The organism is Streptomyces sp. NPDC001515 (assembly GCF_053597115.1).
Genome location: NZ_JBSFHN010000005.1, coordinates 66,400 through 91,939, shown reverse-complemented (window position 1 = coordinate 91,939; position 25,540 = coordinate 66,400). Strand labels below are relative to the sequence as shown.

Genomic DNA, 25,540 nt, shown 5'->3' with positions numbered 1-25,540 from the left:
CCTCGCGCAGTGTCGTCGCACCAGTTCTAGAGGAGCCGCCGGCCATTGTGCAACAAGTTGCACAATGGCGAATGTCGCACTGTGTCACGGGTCACGGCCCGAGCGGATGCGCTCGAACGGAGTAGCACCGCAGACCGTCGGCGCGGCCCGGCGCGGAGAGTGGGGACGTACGGCCCCGGGCCCCGCTTCCGGCCGGGCCCCCGAACCCCTCCGGAGTGCTCATGGGCAGCGTCAACCGTCATGACCTCGGCCTGCTGGTCCTGCGGGTCGGCACCGGCGCGGTACTGGCCGCGCACGGCACCCAGAAACTCGCCGGCTGGTTCGGCGGCGGAGGCATCGAGGGGACCACGGCGGCGATGGAGGCCATGGGTTTCCATCCGCCGAAGCACAGCGCGGTCGCCGCGGGTCTCGGCGAGGCGGGTGGCGGCGCGCTGCTGGCGCTCGGCCTGGCCACCCCGGCCGCCGGGGCGGCGGCAGCGGGCGCCATGGCGGGCGCGGTGGCCGTGCACGCCCCGGCGGGCTTCTTCGCGCAGGGCGGCGGCTACGAGTACCCGGCGTTCCTCGGGTTCACGGCGGCCGCCATCGGGCTGATCGGTCCGGGCCGCTACTCCGTGGACCACGCCACCCGGCACGCCTTCAACCAGCCCTGGACGGTCGCGCTGGCCTTCGTCGGCAGCGCCGCCGCGGCGGCCGCCGTCGTCGGGAAGCGGGCGAAGGCGCGGTCCGAGCCGCTGGAGACCTTCGACGAGTAGGGCAGGGACCCCGGGGGTCCCTCCACCGGCGATGCGCGGTCCGCCGCCGCGCGAGGCGCCGGACCGGGCATCGGCCGGTCAGCGCGGAGAACGCCGGAGACCTCCGCGCGCGGCGGCCACGAGCGCCGGGACCGTGTCGAACTTGACCCGGGGACGGCCCAGGGCGCGGCCCCTGGCCTGTTCGGCGCGGTCGATGGCGGCCAGTCCCCGGGCGTCGACGACATGGCGGCCACGGCTGCGCGCGAGCCGCCCGAACGCCCTGGCCGGGTGGGCGGGGGAGGGCAGGACGCCCGCGACGGCGTCCTCCAGCAGCGCGCCGACGGTCTCCGCGGCGCAGGTCCGGTTGGCCCCGATGCCGCCGGTCGGGCCCCGCTTGATCCAGCCGACGACATACGTGCCGGGGCGCCCCGCGACCCGGCCGCCGTCGTGGGGCACGGTGCCGGTCGCCTCGTCGAAGGGGAGGCCGGGGACCGGAACGCCCCGGTAGCCGATGGCCCGCAGGAACAGCCCCGCCGGCACGACGGACTCCCCGACCGCGCCGGACACCCGCACACCGCTCACACCGCTCGCGGCGTCCCCGGCCGCGGACCGGCGGCCCAGCACCTCCAGGGGTGCGGAGTGGAAGCGGAGGACGATCCGGCGCCCCTCGGGCGGGGGCTGCGACCAGTCGACGGCCTCGCGGGGGAGCCGCCGCAGCAGGGCCGCCTTGTCGCTGGGCGCCGCCGCGTCGATCGCCTCGGCGGTCCGGGGGTCGTGGGCGTCGACGACCAGGTCGACGCCCGGCAGGTGGCCGAGCGCGAGGAGTTCGGAGACGGTGGCGGCGATGTCCTCGGGGCCGCGCCGGCCGAGCAGGACGACCTCGCGCACCCGTGAGTCGCGCAGCGCGGCGAGCGCGTGGTCGGAGATGTCGGTACGGGCCAGGGCGGCCGGGTCGGCGACGAGGATCCGGGCCACGTCCAGGGCGACGTTGCCGTTGCCGGTGACGACCACGCGCTCCGCGTCCAGCCCGGTGCCCGCCGGGGCGGCCTCGGGGTGCGCGTTGTACCAGGCCACGAACGCGGTGGCCGCCAGGGAGCCGGGCAGGTCCTCGCCCGGTATGCCGAGCCGGCGGTCGGTGGAGGCGCCGACCGCGTAGATCACCGCGTCGTGGTGGGCGGCGATCTCCTCGACGGTGACGTCCTTGCCCACCTCGACGCCCAGATGCATGCGGACCCGGGGGTGGGCGTGGAACCGGGCGAAGGTCTCGCCCACGCCCTTGGTCGCCGGATGGTCCGGCGCCACCCCGTACCGCACCAGGCCGCCCGCCACCGGCAGCCGGTCGATCAGGGTGACCTCGGCGCTCGTGTGCAGCAGCAGGTCCTCCGCCGCGTACATGCCCGCAGGACCGGTCCCGACCACGGCGACCCGGATCGGGGCGAAGTCCGACGGCAGGCTGCGGGGGAACGCGGGCTCGCCCCAGGCGTGGAAGTTCGGCCCGGCGGCCTGCTGCGGCGCCCGGTCCGCGTAGTACGCGGCGTTGACGGCGGCGTACTCCCTCCGCGCCCCGACGAGGGTGTCCACCGGGAAGATCGCGTCCACCGGGCAGGCGTCGGCGCAGGCCCCGCAGTCGATGCAGGTCGCCGGGTCGACGTAGAGCATCTCGGTGCGGCCGAAGTCCGGCTCCTCGGGCGTGGGATGGATGCAGTTGACGGGGCACACGGCGACACAGGTGGCGTCGCTGCAGCAGGTCTGGGTGATGGCGTAGGTCATCGGGTCGGCTCGGTCTCTCGGATCGGGCGGATCAGATCAGGTGGGCGCGCTTGTAGAAGAAGAGGGCGGGGCGGGTGAGCAGCCGGCACGAGGACAGGAACTCCATCAGGCCCGAACAGCTGGCCCGCATGAGGGACTTGTGGTGCTCGTTGCGCGCGGCCTCGGCGCGGGCGCGGTCCGCGTCGAGCCCCGCGTTGGCGTACACGTCGCGGTGCACCATGCTGGTGACGATGTAGTACGCGGTGATGGCGATGACCAGCGAGTTGATCTGCCGCCGCAGCGGGCCCGCGCCGCGCATCCGGGTGCGCGTCTCGTCGCGGGCGAACTTCATGTGCCGCGACTCCTCCACCACATGGATGTTGTTGATGGTGCGGACGAAGGGGGCCACGCGCTCGTCGCGCATCCAGTCGCGCTGCATCACGTCGAGCACCTCCTCGGCCACGAGGATCGCCGCGTACGCCGCCTCGCCGAAGGCGAGCGTCTTGAAGGCGCGGCCCAGCTCGACCACCACCCGCTGCGGGCGGTAGGCGGGGGCGCCCAGCTTCGCCGCGCCGCGCGCGAACATGATGGAGTGCCGGCACTCGTCGGCGACCTCCGTGAGCGCCCACTGGAAGCGGGGATCGGTCGGATCCTTGGCGTACATGTCCCGCAGCACCAGCTGCTGGAGGATCATCTCGAACCAGATCCCGGTGCTGGCGACGGACGCGGCCTCCTGCCGGGTCAGCGCCTTGCGCTGGTCCTCCGTCATCTCCTTCCAGTACGCGGTGCCGTAGAGCGTGCTCCACTCCGGGCTCGCGCCGTGGTGGCCGGTGTCGAGCGGGGTGTCCCAGTCCACCTCGGTGGCGGGGTCGTACGAGAGCTTCGCGGAGGAGTCGAGGAGGCGCCGGGCGACGTCCTGCTCGGCGAGCCGGTCCTGGTCCCCCGGCCGAACGGTGCTGCTTGCCATGGTGCGGGCTCCTTGAATCGAGACGGGCCGATCCGACGGCTGCCCACCGGTCCCGCCCCGTGCGTGTCCGTACGGGGCGCCGGGAGCGCCGCCCGCGCTTGTTAGACGTCACGTCTAGCAAGCTGTTAGACGGAAGGTATAGCAAGAGGGCCGCGCAGCCTACCCCCGTGCGGAGAATCCGTACGATGTCTCCACCGTTGTGCCCCCCGTCAGCGGAGCCCGGACCCTTGCCGCCGCCGTTCCCGCCGGGGATCATGGCGACTGCGCCGCCGCGCCGTACCGCACACGGACCCACGGCGGACCGGACCGGATTCTGGGGAGCCATGGTCATCGCACTCGTCTACTTCGTCGTGGCCATGGCGGGCACACTGAGCTTCGCCCGGTCCATGGACCGGCAGCTCGAAAGCCCCCGTCTGCGGGCGGCCTGGGACGGCCGCACCGCCGAGGCCCGGTGCACCTCCGTGCGCACGGAGGAGACCCAGGACGCCGAGGGCGTCCCGACCACCGTCTCCCGCGTCACGCTGGAGTTCACCGCCGCCGACGGCCGGACCGTCTCGATCGAGGAGCGACGCACCCGGCTCGCCCCCGAGGAGGGCGACTTCGTGACGGTGTACTACGCCGAGGACGCGCCCGACGAGGCCACGGCCCGAACCCCCTCCTTCGGGCTGCGCCACGCCAGGGCGGTCATCACGGCGTTCGGCTCGTTCTTCGCGGTGGTCGGCGCCGTCGTCCTGGGCGGGGTGCTCTGAGCGGTACGGGAACACCACGCACATGACACCCGCCACGGCGGACTTCGACCGCCGCGTCGACGCCCACCGCCCCGAACTCCTCGCGCACTGCTACCGGATGCTGGGCTCGCTCCACGACGCGGAGGACCTCGTCCAGGAGACCTGCCTGCGCGCCTGGCGCGCCCGCGACCGGTACGACGCCACCAAGTCCTCGCTGCGCACCTGGCTCTACCGGATCGCCACCAACGCCTGCCTGACCGCGCTCGACGGCCGCGCCCGGCGCCCCCTGCCCTCCGGACTGGTGGCCCCCAGCGAGGATCCGGCCGCCCCCCTCGTACGGGGCGAGGTCGCCTGGCTCCAGCCGCTCCCGGACGCCCTGCTGGGCACGGACCCGGGCGCCGCCCTCCGGGGCTCCCTGCGACTGGCGTTCGTCGCCGCCGTCCAGCATCTCTCGGCGCGCGGCCGGGCCGCCCTGATCCTCCGCGACGTCCTGGACTTCTCGGCCGCGGAGACCGCCGAGATCCTCGACATGTCGACCCCCGCGGTCAACAGCGCCCTGCAACGCGCCCGTACGCGGCTGCGCGCGGCCGGCGTCCCCGAGGACGACCTCGCCGAGCCGCCCGAGCGCGAGGTCCGTGCCCGGGTCGACCGCTTCGTCGAGGCGTTCGAACGCGCCGATGTCGCCGCCATCAAGGAACTGCTGACCCGGGACGTGCTCCTGGAGATGCCGCCGATGACCAACTGGTTCCTCGGCCGCGACCACTACGGCGCGTTCATGGAGTGGGTGTTCTCCCGCTGCACGGACTGGCGCACCCTGCGCACCTCGGCGAACGGCCAGCCCGCCATGGCCGCCTACCGGCGCGCCGACGGCGGCGGGCACCACCTCCACACCCTCCAGGTCCTCACCGTCACCACGGCCGGGATCAGCCGCAACACGGTGTTCCAGGACCCCGGTGTCTTCGCCGCGTTCGCGCTGCCGGAGAGGCTCCCGTAGCGGACCGGACGCACCGCGCCCCCGCCCTGCGTACGGGCGGGGGCGCGGTCCGGCTCACGCCGAAGCGGGCGCCGCGGCGGGGCTGTTGTGGTAGGCCACGATGCTCCAGGCACCGTCGCGCTTCTCCAGGACCCAGGTCGCGTACACGGGACGGCCCGCCGGAACCTCGGTCTCGCCCGGGAACAGGACCGCGGTCTCGCTCACGACGACCGCCCCGCACCCGCCCAGGAAGCGGATGCTCTCCAGCCGGTCGACGGTCGTGCTCCCCTTGAGGACGGAGGCGAAACCGGCGGCCATCCTCGCCCGCGCCTCCTCCTTGGACCTGCGGTACGAACCGGGCAGGATCGCCGTGGCGTCCTCCCGGTAGTCCGCGACGAACGCCTCGGCGTCCCCCGCCTCCCACGCCCGGTAGACGCCCTCCAGAACCGCCTTGATGGCCGCCTCGTCGTGCGATCGCGTCTCGGTCATGACTCACTCCTCGTGCTCGGTCGTATCGAGGGCCGGAAAGGCCCACCGGTACGTACCGCCGGGAGGGCGCGAACTCATCGCGCCCGCCCGAAGAATTCTCCGGGCGGGCGCGAGAGGGCCCTACGCGCCGCCCCCGGCGCCCGGGGAGCGCAGCACGAGCAGGGTGATCTCGCTGGGGGCGAAGATCCGGAACGGCGGCCCCCAGAACCCGGTGCCCCGGCTGGTGTACAGCAGGGTGCGCTCGCCGTGGCGGCTGAGGCCGGCGAGGACCGGCTGGTCGATGCGGACCAGATGGTGGAAGGGCCAGATCTGGCCGCCGTGGGTGTGGCCGGAGAGCTGGAGGTCGATGCCCGCGGCCGCCGCCCGGTCGACGAACTTCGGCTGGTGGGCCAGGAGCAGTACGGGATGGCCGGGGTCGGCGCCGTCCAACGCCCCGTCGAGGTGCGCCCCGTGACCGGCCAGGCCCGAGGACTCGGCCGTGACATCGTCCACCCCGGCGACCACGAGGGTGTCGCCCCCGCGTTCCAGCAGCAGATGGCGGTTGCGCAGCGGCTCCCAGCCCAGTTCGTCCATCAGGTCGACCCAGCCCTGGGCCTCGCTGTAGTACTCGTGATTGCCGGTGACGTAGACGCGGGCCCGGCCGGCCCGCACCGTGCCGAGCGGTGCGGCCTGGGCGCGGCGCCGGTCTGCGGTACCGTCCGCGATGTCCCCGGTGTGGCAGACCACATCGGCCTCCAGCCCGTTCACCGTCTCGCAGACCCGCTCCGACCAGCGCACCCGGTCGAGCGGACCGTAGTGCGTGTCCGTGATCAGCGCGACCCGGGTGCCGTCCAAGCCGGCGCCCAGCCGCGGCAGTTCCACCTCCACCCGGCGCACCCGGGGAACCCGGCGCGCCTCGGCGTACCCCCACACCAGCAGCACGGCCGTCACACCCAGCACGGCCCAGGTCACGATCCGGGCCCGCTCCTGCCCCGTACCGACCCCGCCCGCGGCCAGAGCCGCCCGCAGCACCGTGCCGAGCAGCACGGACCACGTGAACAGCACCCAGCCGCCGCCCAGCAGACCGTCCCCGAGGATGGCGGCGCCGTCCCGCTGCCGCCGCCCGTGGCCCCGCATCATCGCCACCGGCATCACGACCAGCCCGGCCGCGCACACCGTCGTCCCGGCCCACCGGACCGGGGCCGGCCAGCCCTGTCCGGCGTGCAGCAGCACCCAGCAGGGCACCGCCCACAGCAGCACCGGCGCGACCAGCGGAACGAAACGCATGATGCGCCGCAGCCGACTCGGCCCCGGGTGCGGCCTCTCCGGATCGGCGCGTCGTGTATGGCTGGTGTCGGTCACGTGTTCCCTCCCCGACCGGGCTTCCGTCCCGCGCACTGTATCCGGTGGGCCCCGGCGGCCGGTTCGCGAACGGGCACAGGGAAGAGGGCGTTGCGTCCTCACGCCCCGGCCGGCATCCGCTCCCGCGCGCGGGCGAGCAGACCGGCCGGATCCGGTGCGGCCTGAAGGGAAGTGAGCGTCAGCACCCACCACTGCTCGAACTGCTCCCTCCAGTTCCGTCCGCCCGGCAGGTCGTCGCTCAGCGTGCACAGTCCGAAGAACGCGCACACCAGCGTCACGGCCGCGTCCGCCGGCTTCACCCCGGCCGCCAGCTCGCCCCGCGTACGCGCCTGGGCGAGGAGCCGGGTCACGGCCACCGCCCATACGCCGAACGGTGCGGGCACGGCCGCGTCGATGCCCCGGCGCTCCGCCCACAGCCGGGCGCCCGCGCGGGCCATGACGTCCTCGCTGAGGGAGTGCGCGACACCCAGGCTCAGGACGACCAGCTTCTCCAGCGGGGGGATTCCGGGCGCCGCGTAGGAGGCGGCGAGCTGCGGCCAGGTGGCGAACTGTTCCCGGGCCACCGCCAGGGCCAGCTTCTCCTTGCTCGAATAATGGAAATAGATCGCGCCGCTGGTTTTCCCCGAGTGATCACTTATGTCATTGACGCTCGTTCCCGCGTATCCCTGTTCGGCAAAGAGATGTGCCGCCGATTCCAGCAGCGCCGTGCGGGTAGCCCGAGCCCTGTCCTGCATATACGTTCCACCTTCGTTCACATGTTCTGCCCATGCGGTCAGGGAATGCGGCCCCTCTCCGCGAGGGCGCAGTCGCGTCGCGCGAAGATCCTATTATTCGCCCGTCGCTTGGGGGTGCGGTTCACGCAATCCGCAGCCCGGTGGGGGAGTGGTGCGTGGCGTGGGGTTCCCGGCGGGGTGCGTGATGGTCCGGGGTATTTCCTTGCACTCGAATTGGTGATTGCGTAAATCAGGCGCCGCGAAATAACGTAACCGTCACGATGTTTCGGCTGAAGCCAGAACCATCGACCCACGTCCGCCACGACGCGCCCAGCAACGTGCACGCGGTCGCAGCGGCCGCGCCCATGCGCGCGGCTTTCCTCGCTGCGCATGCGGGACCCGTATTCCGGCATCTCTCTGTCACCCGTGCATCCGTGCACCCCGAAACGGTCGGCGCAGTCTCCGAGAACGGCAGTTACATGACAGTTCGCAATATCCTCGCCTGGTCCCCGTCAGCCATCGTCTTCGACTGCGACGGCACCCTCATGGACACGGAACGGCACTGGCAGGAGGCCCGGAACGCCACCTTCCGGGTCTTCGGCCTCAAGCCTCCGGCCGGCTTCGCCGACCGTGCCAAGGGCGTGCACTACACCGACTGCGGCGCGCTCATGGCCCAGGAGACCGGGAAGCCGGATCTCGCCGACGACATGGCGTCCACCCTCCTCGCCACGTTCACCGCGCTGGTGGACGAGGACCCCGTGACCATTCCCGGAGCCGCCGCCCTGGTCCGGACGACCGCCCGGCACCTCCCGCTGGCCGTGGCGAGCAACTGCCCCCGCTCGACGGTGGAATCGTGCCTCGGCCGGGCCGGACTCCTCGACTTCTTCAGTCATGTCGTGGTGGCCGGCGAGGGTGTACGGCCGAAGCCGGAGCCCGACGTCTACAGCGTGGCCGCCCGCCTCTGCGGTATTCCACCGAACGAGGCCCTGGCCGTGGAGGACTCGCTCACGGGCATGGATTCCGCTCGCCGGGCCGGCCTGCGCGTCATCGGCATCGGGGACCGCCCGCCGGGACCCGACGCCGAGCGGGCGGACCTGTGGGTCGAGGACCTCGCGGACCCGACGCTGGTGCGCTGGGCCAGCGAGCGCGTCGGGGCGTAGCGGGACCGGCGCGGGCGTGGTCAGCCGGCGGGCCGGAGCAGCGGTCCGAGGGCGGTCACCGGACCGGCCGCGGAGGCGAAGAACAGGGCGATGCCCACGGCACCGGGATCGGGCACGCCCGTCGCCCGTTCACCGAGGTAGCTGGCCCGGCCCATGCGCGCCGTGAGGGACGCGGTGTCCCGTACGCCCTGCCAGGCACCGTCCGCCGCCGCGGCCAGGGCGGTCGCGGCCGGCGCGCTCCCCGCCGCCCGCAGCGCCGTCGCCGCCGGATCCAGCGCGTCGACCAGCGTCTTGTCGCCCGGGGCCGCGTCACCCACCCGGCGGATCGCGGCGAGGCCCTGGGCCGTGCCGTCCGCGAGCGCGGCCGTCGTCAGGTGCGGACCGGAGCCCGCCGCCCTGCTCAGCGACTGGAACAGCAGACCGAACAGGGGCCCGCTCGTTCCGCCGATCTCATCGAGAAAGGAGGTGGCCACGACGCCCAGGGCCGCCGAGGGCCCGGCCGAGTCGTCCGTACGGTCGAGCAGCGGCCCGGCGGCCCGGACCCCGGCCGCGAGATTGGTCCCGAAGTCGCCGTCCCCCGCCTGCTGGTCGAGCGCGGTCAGTTCGGCCTCGGTGGCGTACACCGAATCGGCGAAGCTGCGCATCCACGCGCGGGTCCGTGTCCCGTCGAACGCGTCGGTGGTCGTCATGGGGCCGTCCTCCTGCTCCTGTTGCCGGGCCGCCGGGGGATGGGGCTGCTCACCAGCGCAGCGCCGGGGTGCGGACCGGTGCGTCGTAGAAGCTCAGCGTGTCGTGGTCGGCGACCATCAGGGTCAGCGAGAAGCCCCGCATGTCGAGCGCGGTCACGTAGTCACCGACGAGATGCCGTGCGAGCCGCACCCGCCGGCCGTCGAGGACCCGGCCCAGTTCACCGAAGATCCCGTACAGCTCCAGCGAGGTCACCGCACCCAGGCCGTTGACCAGGGCCACGACCGGATCGTCGGTGCCGGGGCGCAACGCGTCCAGCAGGGCGCCGGCCATCTCCTCCACCAGCGCCCGCACGCCGCCCTGGCTCCTGGTGCGGCCGGCCCGCTCGCCGTGGATCCCGACACCGAATTCGAGTTCCCCGGCCGGCAGCTCGAACGCCGGCTCACCACTGGCGGGCGCGGTGTGGGCGGCGGAGGCGGCGGCGAGCGTCCGGCACCGTCCCGCCACGGCGGTACCCAGATCCACCAGTTCGTCGAGCCCCATCCCGGTGTCGGCGGCGCCGCCCAGGACCTTCTCCACCAGCATGGTGGCGCCCGTGCCCCGGCGGCCCGCGGCGATCCTCCCGGAGTCGGAGGCCAGGTCGTCGTCGACGAGGACCCGTGCGCAGCCGATGCCCGCGGCGGCGAGCCGTTCGGCCGCGATGCCGAAGTTGATCCGGTCGCCGGTGTAGTTCTTGACGATGTGCAGCACGCCCTCCGGGCCCGCGACCGCGCGTGAGGCCCGGAAGATCTGCCGGTTGTGCGGCGAGGCGAAGACCCGCCCGGGGCAGGCGGCGTCGAGCATGCCCGCGCCGACGTATCCCGCGTGCAGGGGCTCGTGCCCCGATCCGCCGCCCGACAGGAGCCCCACCCGGCGGGCCGGCGAGGAGTGCCGGGCGGTGAAGAACCCGTCGTCGGAGTCGTACGCCACGAGGCCCGCGTGGGCACGGGCGAAGCCGGACAGTGCGTCGGGGACGAGTGCGCCGGCGTCGTTCTCGAAGTACCTGGCCACGTGCCGAACCCCTCCTGTCCACTGCTGCGGGACCGGCCGGGCCGGTCTTGGGACGAGACCTCCATGGTGGAGTGACCGCACGCATGCGGCAACTCGCGGAGCGTGGCCGCGCGGCGCGGGCCCCGGACTCCGTCCGGACTCCCTGTCTCCCCGGACCCACGGCCGAGGCGGCATTGCCAGGACCGCACTACCGCTCCGCGCCCGGGTTCCCGCCCCCGGGCGCGGTGGCGCTCCCGCCGAACAGCCGGTCCAGATGCCGGTCCACGGCCGTGAGCGCGTCCTCGGGGGCGACCACCTCCAGTTCGAGCAGGGTGGCGAAGCCGGTGAGCGCGAGCAGCAGGTCGGTCTCGACCGCCGGGTCGCGGTCGGAACCGATGTGACCGTCCTCGATCGCCCGACGTATCACGTGCTCCACCTGCGCACGCCCCTGGCGCATGGCGTCCCGCGTGCGGGCCAGCACCTCCCGGTCGTGCAGTGCCTCCAGGACGTACGCGGCGTTCATCCGGCTGGTCGCGCGGGCGTCGGCGTGCAGAGGAAGCATCTCCGTCAGCAGCAGCCGCAGGACGTCGCGCGGGTGCGGTGGGTCACCGAGGTCCGCCAGGCCTCGGGCGACGCGCCGCGCGGTCTGCTCGGCGGCGAAGTCCGTCGCGAAGGCGAGCAGGGCCTGCCGGGACGGGAAGTAGTGCTGCACCTGTCCGTGGGAGATCCCTGCCTCCCGTGCGACCTCGCGCACGCTCAGATGCAGGACACCGCGCAGTTCCACCACCCTCCACAACGCTCGCGCGATCGTTTCGCGGCGCTCGCGGTGGTCCACCTGCTTCGGCATCGTCCGGCTCCTCTCCTCGTTCCCATACGGTTGACATAATACAGCTGACCGGAAACCCTGGGGAGCCTGTCCGTACCTCTCGGAGAGGACACAACATGTCCGAGCAGCCGCGTGTGCGAACCGCCGAGGGCGTCGTGGAGGGCCGTCGGCTCCGGGGGAACGCGGTGTTCCGCGGCATCCCCTACGCCCGGCCGCCCGTGGGCGCGCTCCGCTTCGCCGCTCCCGTCCCGGTCCGGCCCTGGGAGGGGATCCGGCAGGCGGCCGCGTTCGGCCCCGTCGCCCCGCAGTCCGGGCCCACCCGGGCGGACCCACCGAAGGACACGGACTGGCTGACGCTCAACGTCTGCACGCCCGACCCCGGCGGCGCCGGGCTGCCGGTCCTGGTGTGGATCACCTGCGGGGGCTTCATGGCGGGCAGCCCCGCCGACCCGATGTACGACCCGACGGCGCTCGCCGCCACCGGGCTCGTCGTGGTGAGCGTCAACGGCCGCCTGGGCGCGGAGGGGTTCGCCCTCCTCGACGGCGCTCCGGCCAACCGGGGCATGCTCGACCAGATCGCGGCCCTGGAATGGGTGCGGCGGAACATCGCCCGGTTCGGCGGCGATCCGGACCTGGTCACCCTGGCGGGCCAGTCCGGCGGAGCCGGCTCGGTCGCCGCGCTGCTGACGAGGGAACCGGCGCGTGGCCTCTTCCGGCGGGCCATCACCCACTCGGTGCCCGGCATGTACTGCACGCCCGCGCTGGCGGAACAGGTCACCGCCACCCTCGCGGACCGTCTCGGCGTGGCGCCCACCGCAGCGTCCTTCGCCGGTGTGGCACCGCAGCGCCTGGCCGACGAGCTGACCGCGCTGTGCCTGGACGTGCCCCGCCACCGGGAGAGCTGGGGACGACTCGCACGCCTGGGGATCGCGGTGTGCCCCGTCGTCGACGGCGATGTCCTCCCCGAAACCCCCTGGACCGCCCTGGCCGCCGGCCGCGCCGCCGGAATCGACCTTCTCGTCGGCCACACGCGCGACGAGTTCCGGCTGTTCAGCGTCATGACGGGCCGGCGGGGAACGTTCACCGCGCAGGACGCCCGGACCGCTCTGGACGTCTTCGCCCCCGCGCCGGGCGGTCCCGACGCCTACCGCGCGGCGCACCCGCACGGGAGCCCGGAAGAGCTCCTGGAGACGGTGTTCTCCGATGCCACGTTCCGCATGCCCTCCCTGCAGTTGGCCGAGGCGAACGCGGCGGCGGGCGGCCACGCGTACCTCTTCGAACTGTGCCTCGACTCACCGACTGTCGGCGGTGCCTGCCACAGTCTCGACGTCCCCCTCGCGTTCGGCACGACGGACAGCCCGACCGGCACGGCGCTCCTCGGCGACGAGCCCGCCCCCGAGGCCCTCGCGGTGTCACGCGAACTCCGGCGGGGATGGGCCCGGTTCGCCGCCACCGGCAGTCCCGGCTGGCCCGCCTACGATCCCGGCCGGCGGCTGACCCGCGTCCTGGACGCCCGGTCGAGGACCGAGCCCTACCCCGAACAGGCGTCGCGCCGGATCTGGCAGGGGCATTTCCCCGCCCCCTTCGACCTCATCCGATCCGGCACACCGACGCCCCCCGACCTGCCCACGACACGCTTCTTCGTCATCGACGGAGCCGCAGAGAGAGTGTGAGGAGACCGCAGATGGAACCGGTGCACGTCACCGTCTGGAAGGCCGGCGAGGAGACCGGAGCGCGTCGCGCGCCCGCCGTCTTCGTGCACGGCGTCTTCACCTGGGGCGAGGACCCCGCCTACGGATTCGCCGCCCAGCGCCCCCTCGCGGCCGAGCGCCCGCTGCTGCTGATGGACCGGCGCGGATACGGCCGCTCTCCCGACACCGCGCGCAGCGACTTCGAGGTCGACGCCGACGACCTCGTCCGGCTGCTCGACCACTGCCCCGACGGGGCCCATCTCGTCGGCCACTCCCACGGCGGCCTGGCCGCGATGCTCGCCGCGGGCCGACGCCCCCGGGCCGTCCGGTCCCTCGCGCTCATCCAGCCGTCCGCCCTCAGGGCCGCCCCCGGCCATCCCGCCATCCGCGAACTGCTCGACCGGGTCGACCCACCGGCCGGGCCCGACCGCTCGGCCGGGCCCGGCCCCGGAGGCCCGCGCCCGGAGGCACGGCCGGAGGGGCCGGACCCGCGGGAGCCCGACCCGGTGGACTACCTGCGCCAGTCCACCGAAGGTCTCGGGATGCCCATGCCGGACCCGACCCCCGAACGGCTGCGCGCCGTCACCACATCGATGCGCGAACGGCCCGTATGGGAGGCGGACCCGCCCCTGGAACCACTCGCCTCCGCCCCCTGGCCCAAGCTCGTCGTCTCGGGCACCTGGGAGGACGCCCCGGAGCTCTACCGCCGCTACGCCGGAGAGCCGCTGCTCGCCTGCGCGGAAGCCGTCGCCCACAGGATCGGCGCCCGACGGCTGCGCGTGCCGGGCTACTACCCGCACACGCAGCACCCGGACCAGGTCAACGCGGCCCTGCGCGACCTGTGGTCGTGACGTCGTGCGGGGTCTTCCGAGGCCGGCCGCCGGGAGCGACGAGCCGTGCACGGCGCCGGTTCAGCGGCACTTCCCCCGCACCCAGGTCGCGAAGTCACTCGTCCATGAGGTGACCACCGGCACCGAAGTGACCGGGGAGCCGAACTTGTTCAGCTTGTACTGCCAGTTGGCGTACTGGAGCGAGGCCACCGGAGGCGGCTCTTGCCAGAGAAAGTCGGGATCGTCGATCCAGCGGGGATGGTTCTCCAGCATCGTGCCGAGACCGGCGGCCCTGACGCGCTTTTCGAGTTCGGGCCGCAGTTCGTCGCTCAGGGTGTAGATCATGATCTTCTGCGAGGTGGCACGCTCTTTGAGGGGCGTGATGATCTCGTTCCAGCCGGCCTCGAGGGCGGACGCCTCGCCGTGGAGCAGGAGCGGCGCCGTTTCCTTCTTGAGTTCCACGAAAGCGGCCATCTGCTGGGTCCTGGCGCTCTCCAGCCACTCGCGGAAGGTGTAGACGGTCTCGCCGGTATACGGGCTGGCGTCGTAGATCGTGCGGCCCTTGAGCTGTTCGGCGCCGGTGGCCCACGTCATCTTGTCGATGTCGTACTTGGTGCCGGACAGCCCCCTGCTCGAGCTGTTGTGCCACATCACGGCCTTGCTGCCGTCCTTGGTGAGCCGGAGATCGGCTTCCACGCCGTTCGCGCCCCAGCTCTTCTGATCGGCGAGGCCCCTGGGGTGGTTCGGCTCCCGGACCTTGTCCCGGGCCCAGGATTCGTCCCCGCTGGGATATCCACCGTGCCCGAAGAGCGTCGGACAGGCGATCAGTGAACTGTTGTAGCGCTCGATCGTCGCCACCCGCGCGAAGGTCCAGTAGTCCGTGGCAGTGCTGCTCCAACTGTGCAGCGCGTCGACGAGGGTCCCGTCGGCCCTGGCGGTGAAGGTGAGGGCCGTGACGGTCCCGCCCCCGTAGCCGTAGAGGGCGCCGACGTCGTCGCGACCGTCCCCGTTGTAGTCGCCGGAGACGAGGTACATGCGGGCCCGGTCGTAGTATCCCTTCGGCGCGTTGAACAGCTCCCGCTGGTCGGCGAACCCGCCGGTGGCGTCGAGACCGAAGGCGAACAGGGCGTCGTGTTCGTCGGCGTAGTCGTACCAGGTGGCGAACTCGTCGCGGCCGTCGCCGTCGAAGTCCCCCGAGACCACGCTCACCCGGTCGAACTGCCAGCCGGTGGACTGCCAGCCGCTCACCGGCTCGGCGAAGCCGCCGTCCGGCGTGCCGGTGAACGCCATCAGCCGCACCGTGCCCGCGATGTAGCTGTCCAGGACCCCGAGGTCGTCGCGGCCGTCACCGTTGAAGTCACCGGTGGCGAACTTCATCCGCTCGACCACCCATCCGTCGGCTTCGGTGCGCGCGAAGGAGGAGACGGGGGCGGCGAAGCCGCCGCCGGAGTTCGCCAGGAACGTGAAGAGCTTGTCGTCGCCGTTGCGGTAGTCGTACCAGGCGGCGATGTCGTCGCGGCCGTCGCCGTTGAAGTCACCGGCCTGCGCGGTGATGGCGTCGAAGGTCCAGTTCTTCGGTTCCACGGACCATGAGGTGAAGTGCTCGGCGAAGGTACCGTCTCCCCTGCCGAGCCAGGTGAGCAGGGAGACCGTCCCGTCGTCGTAACCGTAGAAGGCGGCTACGTCCCCGATGCCGTCACCGTTGAAGTCACCCGTGACACGCTTCATGCGCTCGGCCGAGAAGGTGCCCTTGAGGGCCGTCCGTCCCGCGGCGGGCGAAGCGAAACCTCCGTCGGCCCGCGCGGTGAAGGTGTGGATGGTGTCCTGCCCCTGGGAGTAGTCGTACCAGGAGGCCATGTCACTGCGGCCGTCGCCGTTGTAGTCGTGGCGCGGGGCGGTGCCGGCAGCGCCCGCGGTGGCGGCACGCGGCCCGCCGGCGGTGCCGGTCACGGGGGCCGAAGCGACGGCGGGCCACTCCGACTCCGCCGCGCTGTCCTGCGACGCGACCGTCGCCGTCCCTTCCATGCCCGCCCCGACGGCGGGCCCTTGCACACAGAAGACGGCACACAACAGTGCCGTGCCGATGATGCAGAAACGTCTCTTCATTCGATTCCCCAACCCCTTGCCCCTGCGAATCGGCGGAGGGAAGAGACCGTCCGCGCTCCAGTGGCCCCCGCCCCCCGGGAACAGCGCCGACGCGGGGGGCGCTCGGGGCAGAGCGCCTTCTCGCCTCGAACGGCGGTGCGCACGCCTGCGGATCAGGTCCCAGGTCACCGATGAACGGGCGGCGTGTCCGACCGATTCATCCGTGCACGAAATGCGCCCTGCAGCCGCCCCGTCGCGCGGACTCCAGGCATATTAGCTGACGATAGGAATGCCGAATTCGTCGAGAGTCCGATCCATCACACGGAAGCGAACGGCCGCCGGGGTTCGCCCAACTGGCGCTAAGAGAGGACGAGTTGTCATCGCCCCGGGACGGGGGGAGGCCCGCCTCCGCGGTCGATCCATGGGTACGGAGCTACGGGTCCGGGCGCGATGCCCCCGCTCGGAGCGCGACGACCGGGACAGCACGACCCCCTGAAGCCTCGTACCTCACCCCGCCCCGCGCCGCGCCGATGCGCGCCCGCCTCGCCGGCCTCTGCGCCGAGTTGGACGACCACGCGCTCGGCGTGTCCCAGGGCCTACGGGAACGAGGTGTCCGGCCCGGCGAGATCGTCGCCCCGCGCCAGCCCAACACCGCCTGGTTGGCGGTCACTTTCTACGGAGTCCAGCTCGCCGGAGCGCTCGTCACCCCCGGTGAGCCCCGGCCTCCCCGGCCTGCCGGTGGGGAGGCCGCCAGCGCTGACGCCGGCGGGCGGCGGCCCGGTCAGTCAAGGCGCCGAGATCCGTACGTGGCCGCCGGCCGGCCGAACGTCAGGGCCCAGTACCGGTCGCCGTAGCTCCAGTGCCACCACTCGCTCGGATAGTTGACCAGCCCGGCAGTGGACAGGGCATCGGTCAGCAGCGCCCTGTTCGCGCGGGCGTGGGGGCTGATCGAGGCGGCGTCCGTGTAGCAGGCGCCGTCGCTCTCCTCGGGGCTGGCGTTCACGCGGGTGCCCATGTCGAGCTCGGTGCCGTCGGCGCCCACGAGGGTGAGGTCCACGGCGGCTCCGGCGCTGTGCGGGGCGATCTCCGGCGGGGACACGTACCGGCTGGCGGCCCGGTGGACCTGGTCGTCGGACCAGGCCGGGTTGGCCGCGCGAAGCTCCCCGGCGTACTCCTCGAAGTACAGCCGCTGCAGGTCGGGCGGCCGGTAGCCCTCCACGAAGAGCAGGCGCAGGCCGTCGGCCAGAAGCGACTCGGCGTGGACGAGCCGGTCGAGGACGCCACGACGCAGGTGGGCGTACGCGCCGGTGGCGTCGGCGCGGCGGTCGTCGACCAGCAGAGTTCCGCGCACGTCGACGAGCGGCTCGCCGCAGTCGGTGACGGGGATGGCCGCCACGCGCGGGTCGGACATCAGGACGACGGGAGGGGGCGCGAGGGTGATATGCATCCAGGGCGCGGCGTTCTCGCGGTAGGAGTGGCCGAGGGGCTCGATGCCGCTCTGGTCGGTGAGGCTGAAGCCGGTCACCATGACCGTGCGGGAGCCGTCGGCCACGGACACGAGGTGCGTCCCGCAGTCGGGGCAGAAGCCGCGCCGGAGGGTCGGGTAGGTCGCGTACCACTTCGGCTCGCCTCCGGGCCCGGTCCAGATCAGGGAGTCCAGGGGGAAGCCCACCCACAGCACCGCGGGCCCGCCGGAGATCCGCGTCTCATGGACACAGGAACACAGATGCGGATCATCCGGCACACCGGTGACCTGGTAGGAGATCCGGCCGCACTGGCAGTGCCCTGTCCGTACCGGCGCGGGAGCCTCCGACGCGGCGCGTGCCGCCGGCAGCGGGTGAGCGGGCACGGCCGGGGTGCCGGGGGCGGGTGAGGTGCTGCTCATGCGCGTCCTCGTTTCGGAAGCGGGCCGGGGGCTACAGGGTGGTGAGGTCGGTGGCGTCGGGCAGTTCGGTGAGGGGCTGTCGCGCGGCGCGGGGGAGACCGAACCGTGCTCGGGCGTGGTGGACAGCGGTGAGCTGGTCGGCTGCGCCGGGGCCCCAGTTGAACACCTCGACGACCTGCTCGGGGGTGGCCAGCGCGCGTACGTAGGTCTGGCCCGTGGCAGGGTCGGGCCGGGAGGGGCCGAGGTCCGTGAGGACAGCTCCCATGCGGACGCGTGTGCATGGCCCGGCGCTGTGTTCCCGGTCCGGCAGGTGGCCGAGGAGAACCGGAGGGCCGATGCGGGCGGTGGCCTCTTCAAGGGCCTCGCGGACGAGGGTTGTTGCGGGGTCCTGGTGGTCCTCGGGCTCGGGTGTGCCGCCGGGAAGGCAGGCGGCGCCGTTCGCAGGATCGAGGAGTACCAGGACGCGGCCGTCGGGCGCGAAGAGCCACCCCCAGCTCTGGCGGACGGGGAGCCCGGCCGGCGCGGGCCCTTCGTGCCAGGGCCAGTGGTGGGTGGCGCGGTGCCGGGTGAACGTGTTCACGCGGTCGAGGAGGGTGGGGGCGAGGGGGACGCCGTCCTCAAGAATCGCGGGGCCGGAGCCGTTGACGCGGGCGCGCAGGGCGGACAGCGCGCGGCGGGCATCGTCCGGGGACATGAGCGCGGGCAGGTCGGCCGGTTCGACGAAGTCGACGCCCTCGATCTCGCCCGGCGCCGGGCGGATGGCCGCGATCCGGTCCTCGTCCCAGACGCCGCCGTCGAAGACGTGCAGCAGTTCACCGGGGAACCGTACGACGGGAGACGCCCTGCGCCCTGCCGGGGACACCCAGTCGACGGCCAGCCCACGTGTGAGGGGCACCGCGATGCCCAACTCCTCCCGCAGTTCACGGGCGGCACCCTGCGCGGGGGACTCGCCCGGGTCCAGCGCGCCCCCGGGCAGGAGACGGGTGGGCCGATAGCCGACGCGCTGGACCAGGACCCGACCGTGCCGGTCGGTGATCAGTACCGAGGTGCCGGCCCACAGCGCGTGGGAGGCGCGCAGCGCGCCGTACGCCTCGTCGGTCATCGTCACGCCTGGACGTTCGTCGGGCGCGGACGTCGTGGTCATCGTCACGCCTCTCTCTTCGATCGGTGGGGCATGCCCGTATCGGCAGGTCAGGTGGCCAGATGGTCAGGGGATCAGGGGGCAAGGGGTCAGGGGGTCAGGTGGGCCGAGTCACCCCGCACGGGGCCGGGGTTCAGGCGCGTGAAGTGTTCGGTCCGGATGAACCGGAGCCGGTCCGCTTCGGGGAGACGGGCGAGGATGCCGGGCAGGGGCCGCTCTCGCGCGATCTCCCCGGCGTGTGAGCTGATGGCGTGCCACTTCGTCTCGGTGAAGGGGGTGACGTCGACGGTGGTGGTGACGTACGAGTCGGGTACCGCCAGGATGCTCTTGCCGACGCCTTCGAGCAGCGCGCGGAGCGGACCCACGGCGGAGACGGGATGTGTGGCGGCGTACAGCGCGGAGGGCTGCCATGGTGGGCCCGCCTCGGGGTGCAGGTGGGCGAGACCGGCGGCTTCGACCGCGAGCAGGGTGATCTGGTGAGTGCGTACGTGGTCGGGGTGGCCGGTCAGCTGGCCGACCGCGTCGTGGGTGACGACGATGTCGGGGCGGAAGCCGCGGATGTGGGCGACGACGTGGCCGACGGCTTCGTCGAGCGGAGCGTCGACGAGCCGGGGCCGGCCGGGCGCGGCTTCGGGGTTGCGTGCGTCGTTGTAGCCGAGCAGGCGCGGGGCGCCGGCACCGAGAACGGTGAGGGCGTCCGCGAGCTCCGGGGCACGTCGGCTGTCGGGCGCCCAGGTGGCGGTGACGACAGCCGTGCGGGCCCCGGCGGCGTGATGCCGGGCGAGCACGCCACCCGCGAGAAGGGACTCGTCGTCCGGGTGCGCGAACACGGCCAGGAGGCTGGGATGCACGGGGGTCTCCGGAGTGGTCACGGTACGGGGGTGGAGGTGAGGTGTTCCGCGTGGCGCGCGAGGCGGGGTGCGAGTTCGGGGTGACCGCCGCGTGCGACGACCTGAAGGAGCTGCGCGAGCGCGACGAGTTCACCGGCCCGGCCGGCGGGTGTGTCCAGGACGTGGGCGAACTCGCGGCGGATCCGGGCCGCCGTTTCGCCGCGGAGGAGGCTGTAGGCGTGCAGGAGCCCGGCGTCGAAGCCGACAGGGACCCGCCCCCAGCCCTCCCAGTCGCAGATGACCAGCGGGGGACCGATGAGGTTCGCGAAGTGCAGGTCCCCGTGTCCGGTGGTCCACACGAGCGCCGGGGCCGGAATGCCGAGGAGGCGGGTGAAGTGCCGGTCGATCCATTGCCGCCGGACCGTTGTACGAGTGGTCGGCACCGTCGCGGTGGCGGCCAGCGCCTCCCGTAGATCGGACCACCAGGAGGGAGGCAGATCAAGATCCACACCCAGTACGGGCCCCCCGGCGGCGAGGGCGGGCCGGGGCAGGTACTCGGACAGCTCGGCGCGGTAGACGTACCCATCGGCGGTCCACTCGGCGACGTCGTGCAGCCGCGGGCGGGGCACCGACCGGGGGAGCAGGGCGTCCGCCCGCGCGTTGCCGTCCCAGGTCGCCCCCGGCGCCTTGTCCACGGGTCTGGCGACCACGCGCAGCCAACGGCCGTCGGCCCGGCGGCTGAGGGTGCGTCCCTGCCACCCCCACGTCTCCGCCCCCTGGGCGCGGACTTCGAACAGGGCAGTGCCCACCGTGTGGGCCCGGCGCATCCGCGCACGCTCGGAGGGTTCCTGGGGTGGGGCGAATACCGAGGTCGGAGGCGCTTGCGTCGTCATACCGGCCCGCCCAGCAGCGTGGTGGCCGCTCCGGCGTCCAGGATCTGTAGTCCCGTGCGGCGCCCGGTGCGGGCCGTATCGGTGAACGGGTCCACCCCGGCCGTGCCGATCGAGGTGCCGCCGGCGGGGTCGAGGCCGACGGTGTGCACGGCCACCGCTTCCCATCCTGGTGCGTGGAGGGCGTGCACGGCGTGGAGGGCGTACTGCGGATGGTCGGCATGGACCGGGGCGGCGGGGATGCGCTGGATGACAGTCTCCCGCCCACCGACCAGTCGGACGTTTTCGCCGTCGCTGAAGTGCTTCTCCCACTCGTCGCGGGCTGTGTACGTCAACGTGCTGCTCCTCGTGCGTAGGCGGTGCTCGTGTTCAGGGCCGTTGTGCGGTGCGGAGCCGGGCCAGTGTGCGCCGGCCGCGCTCGATGAGCTCGGGGTCGTCGTGGGCGGCGCCGTAGGAGATACCGGAGACGGCATCCAGGGCGGACAGAACCGTGAGGTGGGCCGCTTCGTCCGGAGTGAAGACACGTCCGTATCCCTCCGTCACGGCGTCCAGGAGGTCGGGACGGCCGTGCCAGGCATCGGACAGCCTCACGAAGTCCCTGATCGCCGGGCCTTCCTCCGACCGCTCGAAATCGATGACGTAGAGGACATCGGCGGCCTCGTCCCAGCGCAGATTGCGTAGGTGGAAGTCGCCGTGTGTGGGCACCACGTCCGGGGCAGGCAGGCCGGCGGCCTCCTCGACCGTGGTGCGGACGAACTCCACGTCTCCAGCCGTGAGATGGGGCCGGGCGCCGTTCAAGTGCCGCTCCACCTTCCCCAGGGGCAGGGCGTAGGCGGCCGGGTGTGGCGGGGCGCTGGTGTGGATGGTGGCCGGGTGTGGCGGGGCGCTGGTGTGGATGGTGGCTGGGTGCGGTGGGGCACTGGTGTGGATGGTGGCCGCGAGTTGTCCGATGCGCTGGAAGATGTGGCGCTGCTGCTCGGGCGTGTACGCGGCGCCGTGCAGGGAGCGGCCTCCCACCGCGGTGAGCACCACGGCCCGCAGCAGTGCGTCGGCGGCCACCAGCCGGGGCGCGGCGGCACCGATGCCGGGCACCCAGCCGCGGAGCGCGGTCACTTCACGCCGGTGGAAACGGTCGCTCTGGTGGATCTTGACGTACCAGGTGCCGCCCTCGGCACCACGGGCCCGCCATACGCGGCTCTCCTCACGCGCCCAGGACACGTCCGTCCAGGTCGTGATCCGGCCCACCGCACGCTCGGAGAACTCCCGCACTTCCCTGTCAGGCCGCTGCGCGTCGGACCCCGGGGCGGGCACGCGGCGCATCCGGTCGACGGCCGGGTCATGAGCGATCGTGTCGCCCGGCTCCTGGAAGTGCAGCGCCATGGGGACACCCGCACGGTAGGCATCCAGCCCCGCGCGGCAGTACGCGGCCATCGGCTCGGGCAGGGCGTCGAACGCGAACCAGCCCATGGCGTCGCACACCTGGGGCTCCATGACCTCCGGCGTCCCGGACCAGCAGCGGACCTCGAAGAAGAACCCGACCCGCGCGCTCCCGCCCGGCGCCCGGTGGTGGAGGGTGACCGCTGCCCGCACGTCGTCCGGATTTACCACCAGGCCCGTCCCTTCGTACGCCTCGCGCACGAGCGCGGTGACGACGTCCTCGAAGGGCCCGTCGACGGGACCGGACGGGAGGTGCCAGTGCCCCGCGGCGTAGACGGCCCCGGCCCGCCGCGACAGCAGCACCTCCGCCCCCTTCTCCCCTTCGCGGACGGCGATCATGTGCACGTCGACCGGCACCGTGTGCCGCGCACCGCCGCTCACGTGGCACCCCCCGGCCGGCGCGCGAGCAGAACATCGAACACCCCGTCCTCGACGAGCCGGCTCTCCTGTGCCGCGTGCTGCTCCAGCAGGGCGTCGGCCTCTGCCTCGAACCGGGGATGCCGGTCGCCGAAGAGGCCAGGGCGGGCGAAGCTGGTGCTGCGCAGGTAGCCGACCACTGTTCTTGGGGTCCACACGCGGCGGAACGGGACGTGGTGCTCCGCGATGTCGCTGAACGCCGACTCGGCCAGGTCGTCCTCGTACCTGCGCTCCGGTTCCGCGTAAGCCCCGGTGGTTCCCGCGCGCCGTTCGGCGCCGAGATAGGACTGGATCAACTCCCGCAGGGCTACGGCCCACGGCGCCGGATGGGTCCAGAGACTGCCGTCACCCATGATCGCCAGCGTGGCGCCGGGGGCGGTGACACGCTCGGCCACGGCCAGGACGGCCGGGCGGTCCATCCAGTGGAAGGCCCGCGCGCAGGTGACCAGATCAGCCTGGTATCCCTCCTGGGGCCGCGTGAACTCCTCGGCCCGAATGGGATGGAAGGCGGCGCTCCGGCCCGCGAGCAGAGGGCGGAGGGCAAGATCGGCCTGGTGGAGCATGTCCTGATTGGCATCCACCAGGTCCAGGCGGGCGAGCGGAGGCAGGACCGGCAGAAGGGCGGCCGGCACCTGGCCGGTTCCGGTGCCCAGATCGAGCAGAGCCGGGCGGTGGATGCCGCGCAGAGTGCCCGCGAGCAGATGAACGACGTCGTCGGGGAGCCCGGGTCGGTGACGACTGTAGGCGTCGGCCGTGGCATGGAACAGGCTCACAGGGTCTCCGTCGGATGATCTGTCGGGCAGGGTTTGGCGGGTTGGCGGGGCACCGGCGCGAGCGGAGGCAGAACCCACCTCAGGGCGCGCGGACCGCTCCCGGACGCGATCTGCTGGGTCCCGCCGTGTTCCGGCGCGGTGACCGGTGCGTGCCGGTGTCGCTCAGGGGGCCGTCCGTCGCAAGCCGGCCGACCATGGGGGAGCGGGCGCGATACGTGACCCTGGATTCGAACCCGGTCACTGATCCCACCCCAGCTCGCTGTAGGCCCGGCCCGCCGCGACGGCCTCGATCGCGGTGCGGGCGTAGGGGACGATCGGCTCGGGCAGGTCCTTGGCGCTCCACCACTGCCAGGCCACGCACGTGTCCGGCTCTTTCAGTTCGGGCACGCCCTCCCAAGTCCGGGCGCGGAAGAACAGATTGATCCGGGGCGTGGCGCCCGGCCGGTTGACCATGTGGACGGTGTGCACGAGCTCGACGTCCGCCGGGTCGATCACGAGCCCCGCCTCTTCGTACGCCTCCCGCACGAGGCAGGCGGTCGCCGATTCCGCCTCGCAGTGACCCGCGAGCGGGTGCCATGTGCTGCCCGCGAAGGCGGAGTCCGGGTGGCGCAGCCCCAGCAGGACCTGGCCGTCGCGTTCCAGATAGAGGTGGACGCCGACCACGTTCGGAACGGTCCCCGGTGGCGACCCGGCCGGTGCGGTCGCGACCGCACCCACTGGGGCGGCCAGGGCGGTCGGGGGGTGCTCGGCGGCGTGCCGCTGGAGGAGGTTCCTTGTTGAAGACAGCATCGTCATGTACGGGAACTTCTCGGGGCGCACCCAGGCGACCATCACGCCTTCGGTGAGCGGCAGACGGTCCGGCTCCCCGTTCCACCGGCCGGTGAAGACCTGCACGGGCACCCGCGTCCCGTCGATGCCGGTGGCCCACTCGATGGCGTACGGCTCCAGGCCGGCGACCGTGAGCTCGGCTTCCTCTCGCAACTCCCTGCGGACGGTGTCGAGCAGCGTCCGGTCCTGCGGTTCTCGGCCGCCGCCGAGGAACGACCAGCACCCCGGCTCCCAGATGTCCGGCTTGTTGGCGTCCCTCAGGTGAAGTAAGTACCGGCCGTGGCCGTCGTGGATGATCGCGGACGCGTTCACCGGTTCCGGCCGGCCGTCCACCCCGGCCCGCAGGAGCTTGGCACGCAGTGTCGTTGAGGTGATCTCCGGCAACGGGACCCACCGGGCGCCGGACACTTCCTCGTCCTGCAGCATGATGACCGGCGGCTCCTCCTCGGCGAGGCAGAAGACGTAGCGGAAGTCGTAGCGCTGGTGAGCAGGTTCACCTTTGGCGGCGTCGGCGGCGATGTCGTGCACGTCGATGTCGATCGGTGCGTCCCGCAGCTGCGGGGTCAGGCACAGGGCCCCCGGAGCGATTCCCGCCTCCTCCATCACCTCGCGCAGCGCACCGGCGAGCAGCGTGCGGTCCTCCCGTTCGACGTGGCCTCCCGGACACAGGAGCAGCCCTGTCGCCCGATGACCGATGTGCAGTACCCGGCGGTCGCGGTCGATGACGACGGCGCTGCAGGTCACATGGCCGGGCATGGCGCGGCTGAACGGCGCCTCGCCGGCGTCGAGGACAGCCAGCAGACCCTCCAAGGAGCCTCGTTCCTCGGCATGACGGCTGAGATAGGCCTCGATAGTGGCGCGGACATCAGAAGGGAAGGGCGGCACGTGATCACCTCGACACATGGGGGGGCGGACGAACGGGCTGGGAGCGAGGGGCCTGCCTTGCGGCGGGCCCGCCTATGACGGCTCCGTGCCGGGCGACTGCCGGCCCCGACGGCGCCGGAGGCAGGACGGTCCGAGGAGGGGCAGGGACCGGCTTCGAGCTCGGCGGCGACCATGGACGGCCGTCGCTGTTCGAATCCGGGGCGACGAAGTGAGGACGGGGTCAGTGTTCATGGTGTGTCCTCCGCCGGGCTGTTAGTTGGTACTGGTGCTCTAAGAACGCGCCGACTTCGGAGTCGTAACGGCCTCGGACGGGTGAATATCTCGAACGTGAATGCGATCCTGCCTCCTGGGTAAGTGACGCCTGCCTGGTCACTTCTGAACTCACACGTTCGAGTGGTTGGCGACCTGGGGCACCCGATCAGGGGCTTGCGCGATACACGCGCACTGGCCCGACG

24 protein-coding genes and 1 pseudogene are annotated in these 25,540 nt (G+C 72.8%); 7 read left to right on the top strand and 18 right to left on the bottom strand.

What is annotated here, in order from left to right; all coding sequences use genetic code 11:
- Positions 1-221 precede the first annotated feature (221 nt).
- Positions 222-752, top strand: a complete 531-nt coding sequence (locus ACWCXC_RS08175; protein ID WP_450887402.1) for a DoxX family protein — start codon at positions 222-224, stop codon at positions 750-752.
- 78 nt (positions 753-830) lie between these two features.
- Here the strand turns inward: ACWCXC_RS08175 and ACWCXC_RS08170 are convergent, their stop codons facing one another.
- Positions 831-2,501: an FAD-dependent oxidoreductase gene (locus ACWCXC_RS08170; protein ID WP_450887400.1), complete on the bottom strand. Its 1,671-nt coding sequence runs from the start codon at positions 2,499-2,501 to the stop codon at positions 831-833.
- Between the two features lie 31 nt (positions 2,502-2,532).
- Positions 2,533-3,447, bottom strand: coding sequence for an AurF N-oxygenase family protein (locus tag ACWCXC_RS08165; protein ID WP_450887398.1), 915 nt, complete (start codon positions 3,445-3,447; stop codon positions 2,533-2,535).
- A gap of 323 nt (positions 3,448-3,770) precedes the next feature.
- On the opposite strand from ACWCXC_RS08165, the gene ACWCXC_RS08160 reads away from it, so the two are divergent.
- The gene (locus tag ACWCXC_RS08160; RefSeq protein ID WP_450686186.1) at positions 3,771-4,196 is read left to right on the top strand and encodes a DUF3592 domain-containing protein; all 426 of its coding nucleotides are present in this window, start codon (positions 3,771-3,773) and stop codon (positions 4,194-4,196) included.
- Between the two features lie 22 nt (positions 4,197-4,218).
- Complete coding sequence (locus tag ACWCXC_RS08155) at positions 4,219-5,169, top strand: sigma-70 family RNA polymerase sigma factor (RefSeq protein ID WP_450887396.1); 951 nt, start codon at positions 4,219-4,221, stop codon at positions 5,167-5,169.
- A gap of 54 nt (positions 5,170-5,223) precedes the next feature.
- Here ACWCXC_RS08155 and ACWCXC_RS08150 read toward each other — a convergent pair whose 3' ends face one another.
- The 3 genes from ACWCXC_RS08150 to ACWCXC_RS08140 form a co-directional block, all read right to left on the bottom strand.
- Positions 5,224-5,637, bottom strand: a complete 414-nt coding sequence (locus ACWCXC_RS08150; RefSeq protein WP_450887394.1) for an SgcJ/EcaC family oxidoreductase — start codon at positions 5,635-5,637, stop codon at positions 5,224-5,226.
- Positions 5,638-5,757: 120 nt separating this feature from the next.
- Complete coding sequence (locus ACWCXC_RS08145) at positions 5,758-6,978, bottom strand: metallophosphoesterase (RefSeq protein ID WP_450887392.1); 1,221 nt, start codon at positions 6,976-6,978, stop codon at positions 5,758-5,760.
- Positions 6,979-7,076: 98 nt separating this feature from the next.
- A complete protein-coding gene (locus tag ACWCXC_RS08140; protein ID WP_450686206.1) occupies positions 7,077-7,712 on the bottom strand; it encodes a ScbR family autoregulator-binding transcription factor in 636 nt (211 codons plus the stop codon).
- Between the two features lie 458 nt (positions 7,713-8,170).
- On the opposite strand from ACWCXC_RS08140, the gene ACWCXC_RS08135 reads away from it, so the two are divergent.
- Positions 8,171-8,851 carry an HAD family hydrolase gene (locus tag ACWCXC_RS08135; RefSeq protein ID WP_450887390.1) on the top strand — a complete coding sequence of 227 codons (681 nt, stop codon included), beginning with the start codon at positions 8,171-8,173 and terminating at the stop codon, positions 8,849-8,851.
- A gap of 20 nt (positions 8,852-8,871) precedes the next feature.
- Here ACWCXC_RS08135 and dhaL read toward each other — a convergent pair whose 3' ends face one another.
- The 3 genes from dhaL to ACWCXC_RS08120 form a co-directional block, all read right to left on the bottom strand.
- The gene (dhaL, locus tag ACWCXC_RS08130) at positions 8,872-9,540 is read right to left on the bottom strand and encodes a dihydroxyacetone kinase subunit DhaL (RefSeq protein ID WP_450887388.1); all 669 of its coding nucleotides are present in this window, start codon (positions 9,538-9,540) and stop codon (positions 8,872-8,874) included.
- A 49-nt stretch (positions 9,541-9,589) separates the two neighbouring features.
- Positions 9,590-10,588: a dihydroxyacetone kinase subunit DhaK gene (locus ACWCXC_RS08125; protein WP_450887386.1), complete on the bottom strand. Its 999-nt coding sequence runs from the start codon at positions 10,586-10,588 to the stop codon at positions 9,590-9,592.
- Positions 10,589-10,775: 187 nt separating this feature from the next.
- Entirely contained in the window at positions 10,776-11,414 is a 639-nt protein-coding gene (locus ACWCXC_RS08120; protein ID WP_450887384.1) for a TetR/AcrR family transcriptional regulator, read from the bottom strand.
- Positions 11,415-11,509: 95 nt separating this feature from the next.
- Between ACWCXC_RS08120 and ACWCXC_RS08115 the strand changes: the two genes are divergently transcribed.
- The gene (locus ACWCXC_RS08115; protein WP_450887382.1) at positions 11,510-13,066 is read left to right on the top strand and encodes a carboxylesterase/lipase family protein; all 1,557 of its coding nucleotides are present in this window, start codon (positions 11,510-11,512) and stop codon (positions 13,064-13,066) included.
- Between the two features lie 11 nt (positions 13,067-13,077).
- The gene (locus ACWCXC_RS08110) at positions 13,078-13,935 is read left to right on the top strand and encodes an alpha/beta fold hydrolase (protein WP_450887380.1); all 858 of its coding nucleotides are present in this window, start codon (positions 13,078-13,080) and stop codon (positions 13,933-13,935) included.
- 60 nt (positions 13,936-13,995) lie between these two features.
- Here the strand turns inward: ACWCXC_RS08110 and ACWCXC_RS08105 are convergent, their stop codons facing one another.
- Positions 13,996-15,864 (bottom strand): FG-GAP-like repeat-containing protein, encoded by a 1,869-nt coding sequence (locus tag ACWCXC_RS08105; RefSeq protein ID WP_450887378.1) that lies wholly within the window; start codon positions 15,862-15,864, stop codon positions 13,996-13,998.
- 665 nt (positions 15,865-16,529) lie between these two features.
- On the opposite strand from ACWCXC_RS08105, the gene ACWCXC_RS08100 reads away from it, so the two are divergent.
- Complete coding sequence (locus tag ACWCXC_RS08100) at positions 16,530-16,853, top strand: AMP-binding protein (protein ID WP_450887376.1); 324 nt, start codon at positions 16,530-16,532, stop codon at positions 16,851-16,853.
- Here ACWCXC_RS08100 and ACWCXC_RS08095 read toward each other — a convergent pair.
- From ACWCXC_RS08095 to ACWCXC_RS08055, 9 genes and pseudogenes are all read right to left on the bottom strand, one after another.
- The gene (locus tag ACWCXC_RS08095) at positions 16,781-17,410 is read right to left on the bottom strand and encodes a M15 family metallopeptidase (protein ID WP_450887614.1); all 630 of its coding nucleotides are present in this window, start codon (positions 17,408-17,410) and stop codon (positions 16,781-16,783) included. The genes ACWCXC_RS08100 and ACWCXC_RS08095 overlap by 73 nt on opposite strands.
- 69 nt (positions 17,411-17,479) lie before the next feature.
- Positions 17,480-17,884: pseudogene (locus tag ACWCXC_RS08090) on the bottom strand (GFA family protein); the annotation flags it as partial.
- A gap of 31 nt (positions 17,885-17,915) precedes the next feature.
- Entirely contained in the window at positions 17,916-19,028 is a 1,113-nt protein-coding gene (locus tag ACWCXC_RS08085) for an NUDIX hydrolase (RefSeq protein WP_450887612.1), read from the bottom strand.
- A gap of 86 nt (positions 19,029-19,114) precedes the next feature.
- On the bottom strand, positions 19,115-19,897 hold the full coding sequence (locus tag ACWCXC_RS08080; protein WP_450887374.1) for a PIG-L deacetylase family protein: 783 nt from the start codon (positions 19,895-19,897) through the stop codon (positions 19,115-19,117).
- The gene (locus ACWCXC_RS08075; protein WP_450887372.1) at positions 19,894-20,682 is read right to left on the bottom strand and encodes a hypothetical protein; all 789 of its coding nucleotides are present in this window, start codon (positions 20,680-20,682) and stop codon (positions 19,894-19,896) included. Before ACWCXC_RS08075 ends, ACWCXC_RS08080 begins: the two co-directional genes overlap by 4 nt.
- A 62-nt stretch (positions 20,683-20,744) precedes the next feature.
- Complete coding sequence (locus ACWCXC_RS08070) at positions 20,745-21,080, bottom strand: hypothetical protein (RefSeq protein WP_450887370.1); 336 nt, start codon at positions 21,078-21,080, stop codon at positions 20,745-20,747.
- A gap of 34 nt (positions 21,081-21,114) precedes the next feature.
- Positions 21,115-22,563 (bottom strand): phosphotransferase, encoded by a 1,449-nt coding sequence (locus ACWCXC_RS08065; protein ID WP_450887368.1) that lies wholly within the window; start codon positions 22,561-22,563, stop codon positions 21,115-21,117.
- Positions 22,560-23,372 carry a class I SAM-dependent methyltransferase gene (locus ACWCXC_RS08060; protein ID WP_450685748.1) on the bottom strand — a complete coding sequence of 271 codons (813 nt, stop codon included), beginning with the start codon at positions 23,370-23,372 and terminating at the stop codon, positions 22,560-22,562. The genes ACWCXC_RS08065 and ACWCXC_RS08060 overlap by 4 nt, the downstream gene beginning before the upstream one ends.
- 237 nt (positions 23,373-23,609) lie before the next feature.
- Positions 23,610-25,103: an NUDIX domain-containing protein gene (locus tag ACWCXC_RS08055; protein WP_450887366.1), complete on the bottom strand. Its 1,494-nt coding sequence runs from the start codon at positions 25,101-25,103 to the stop codon at positions 23,610-23,612.
- Between the last annotated feature and the right edge of the window lie 437 nt (positions 25,104-25,540).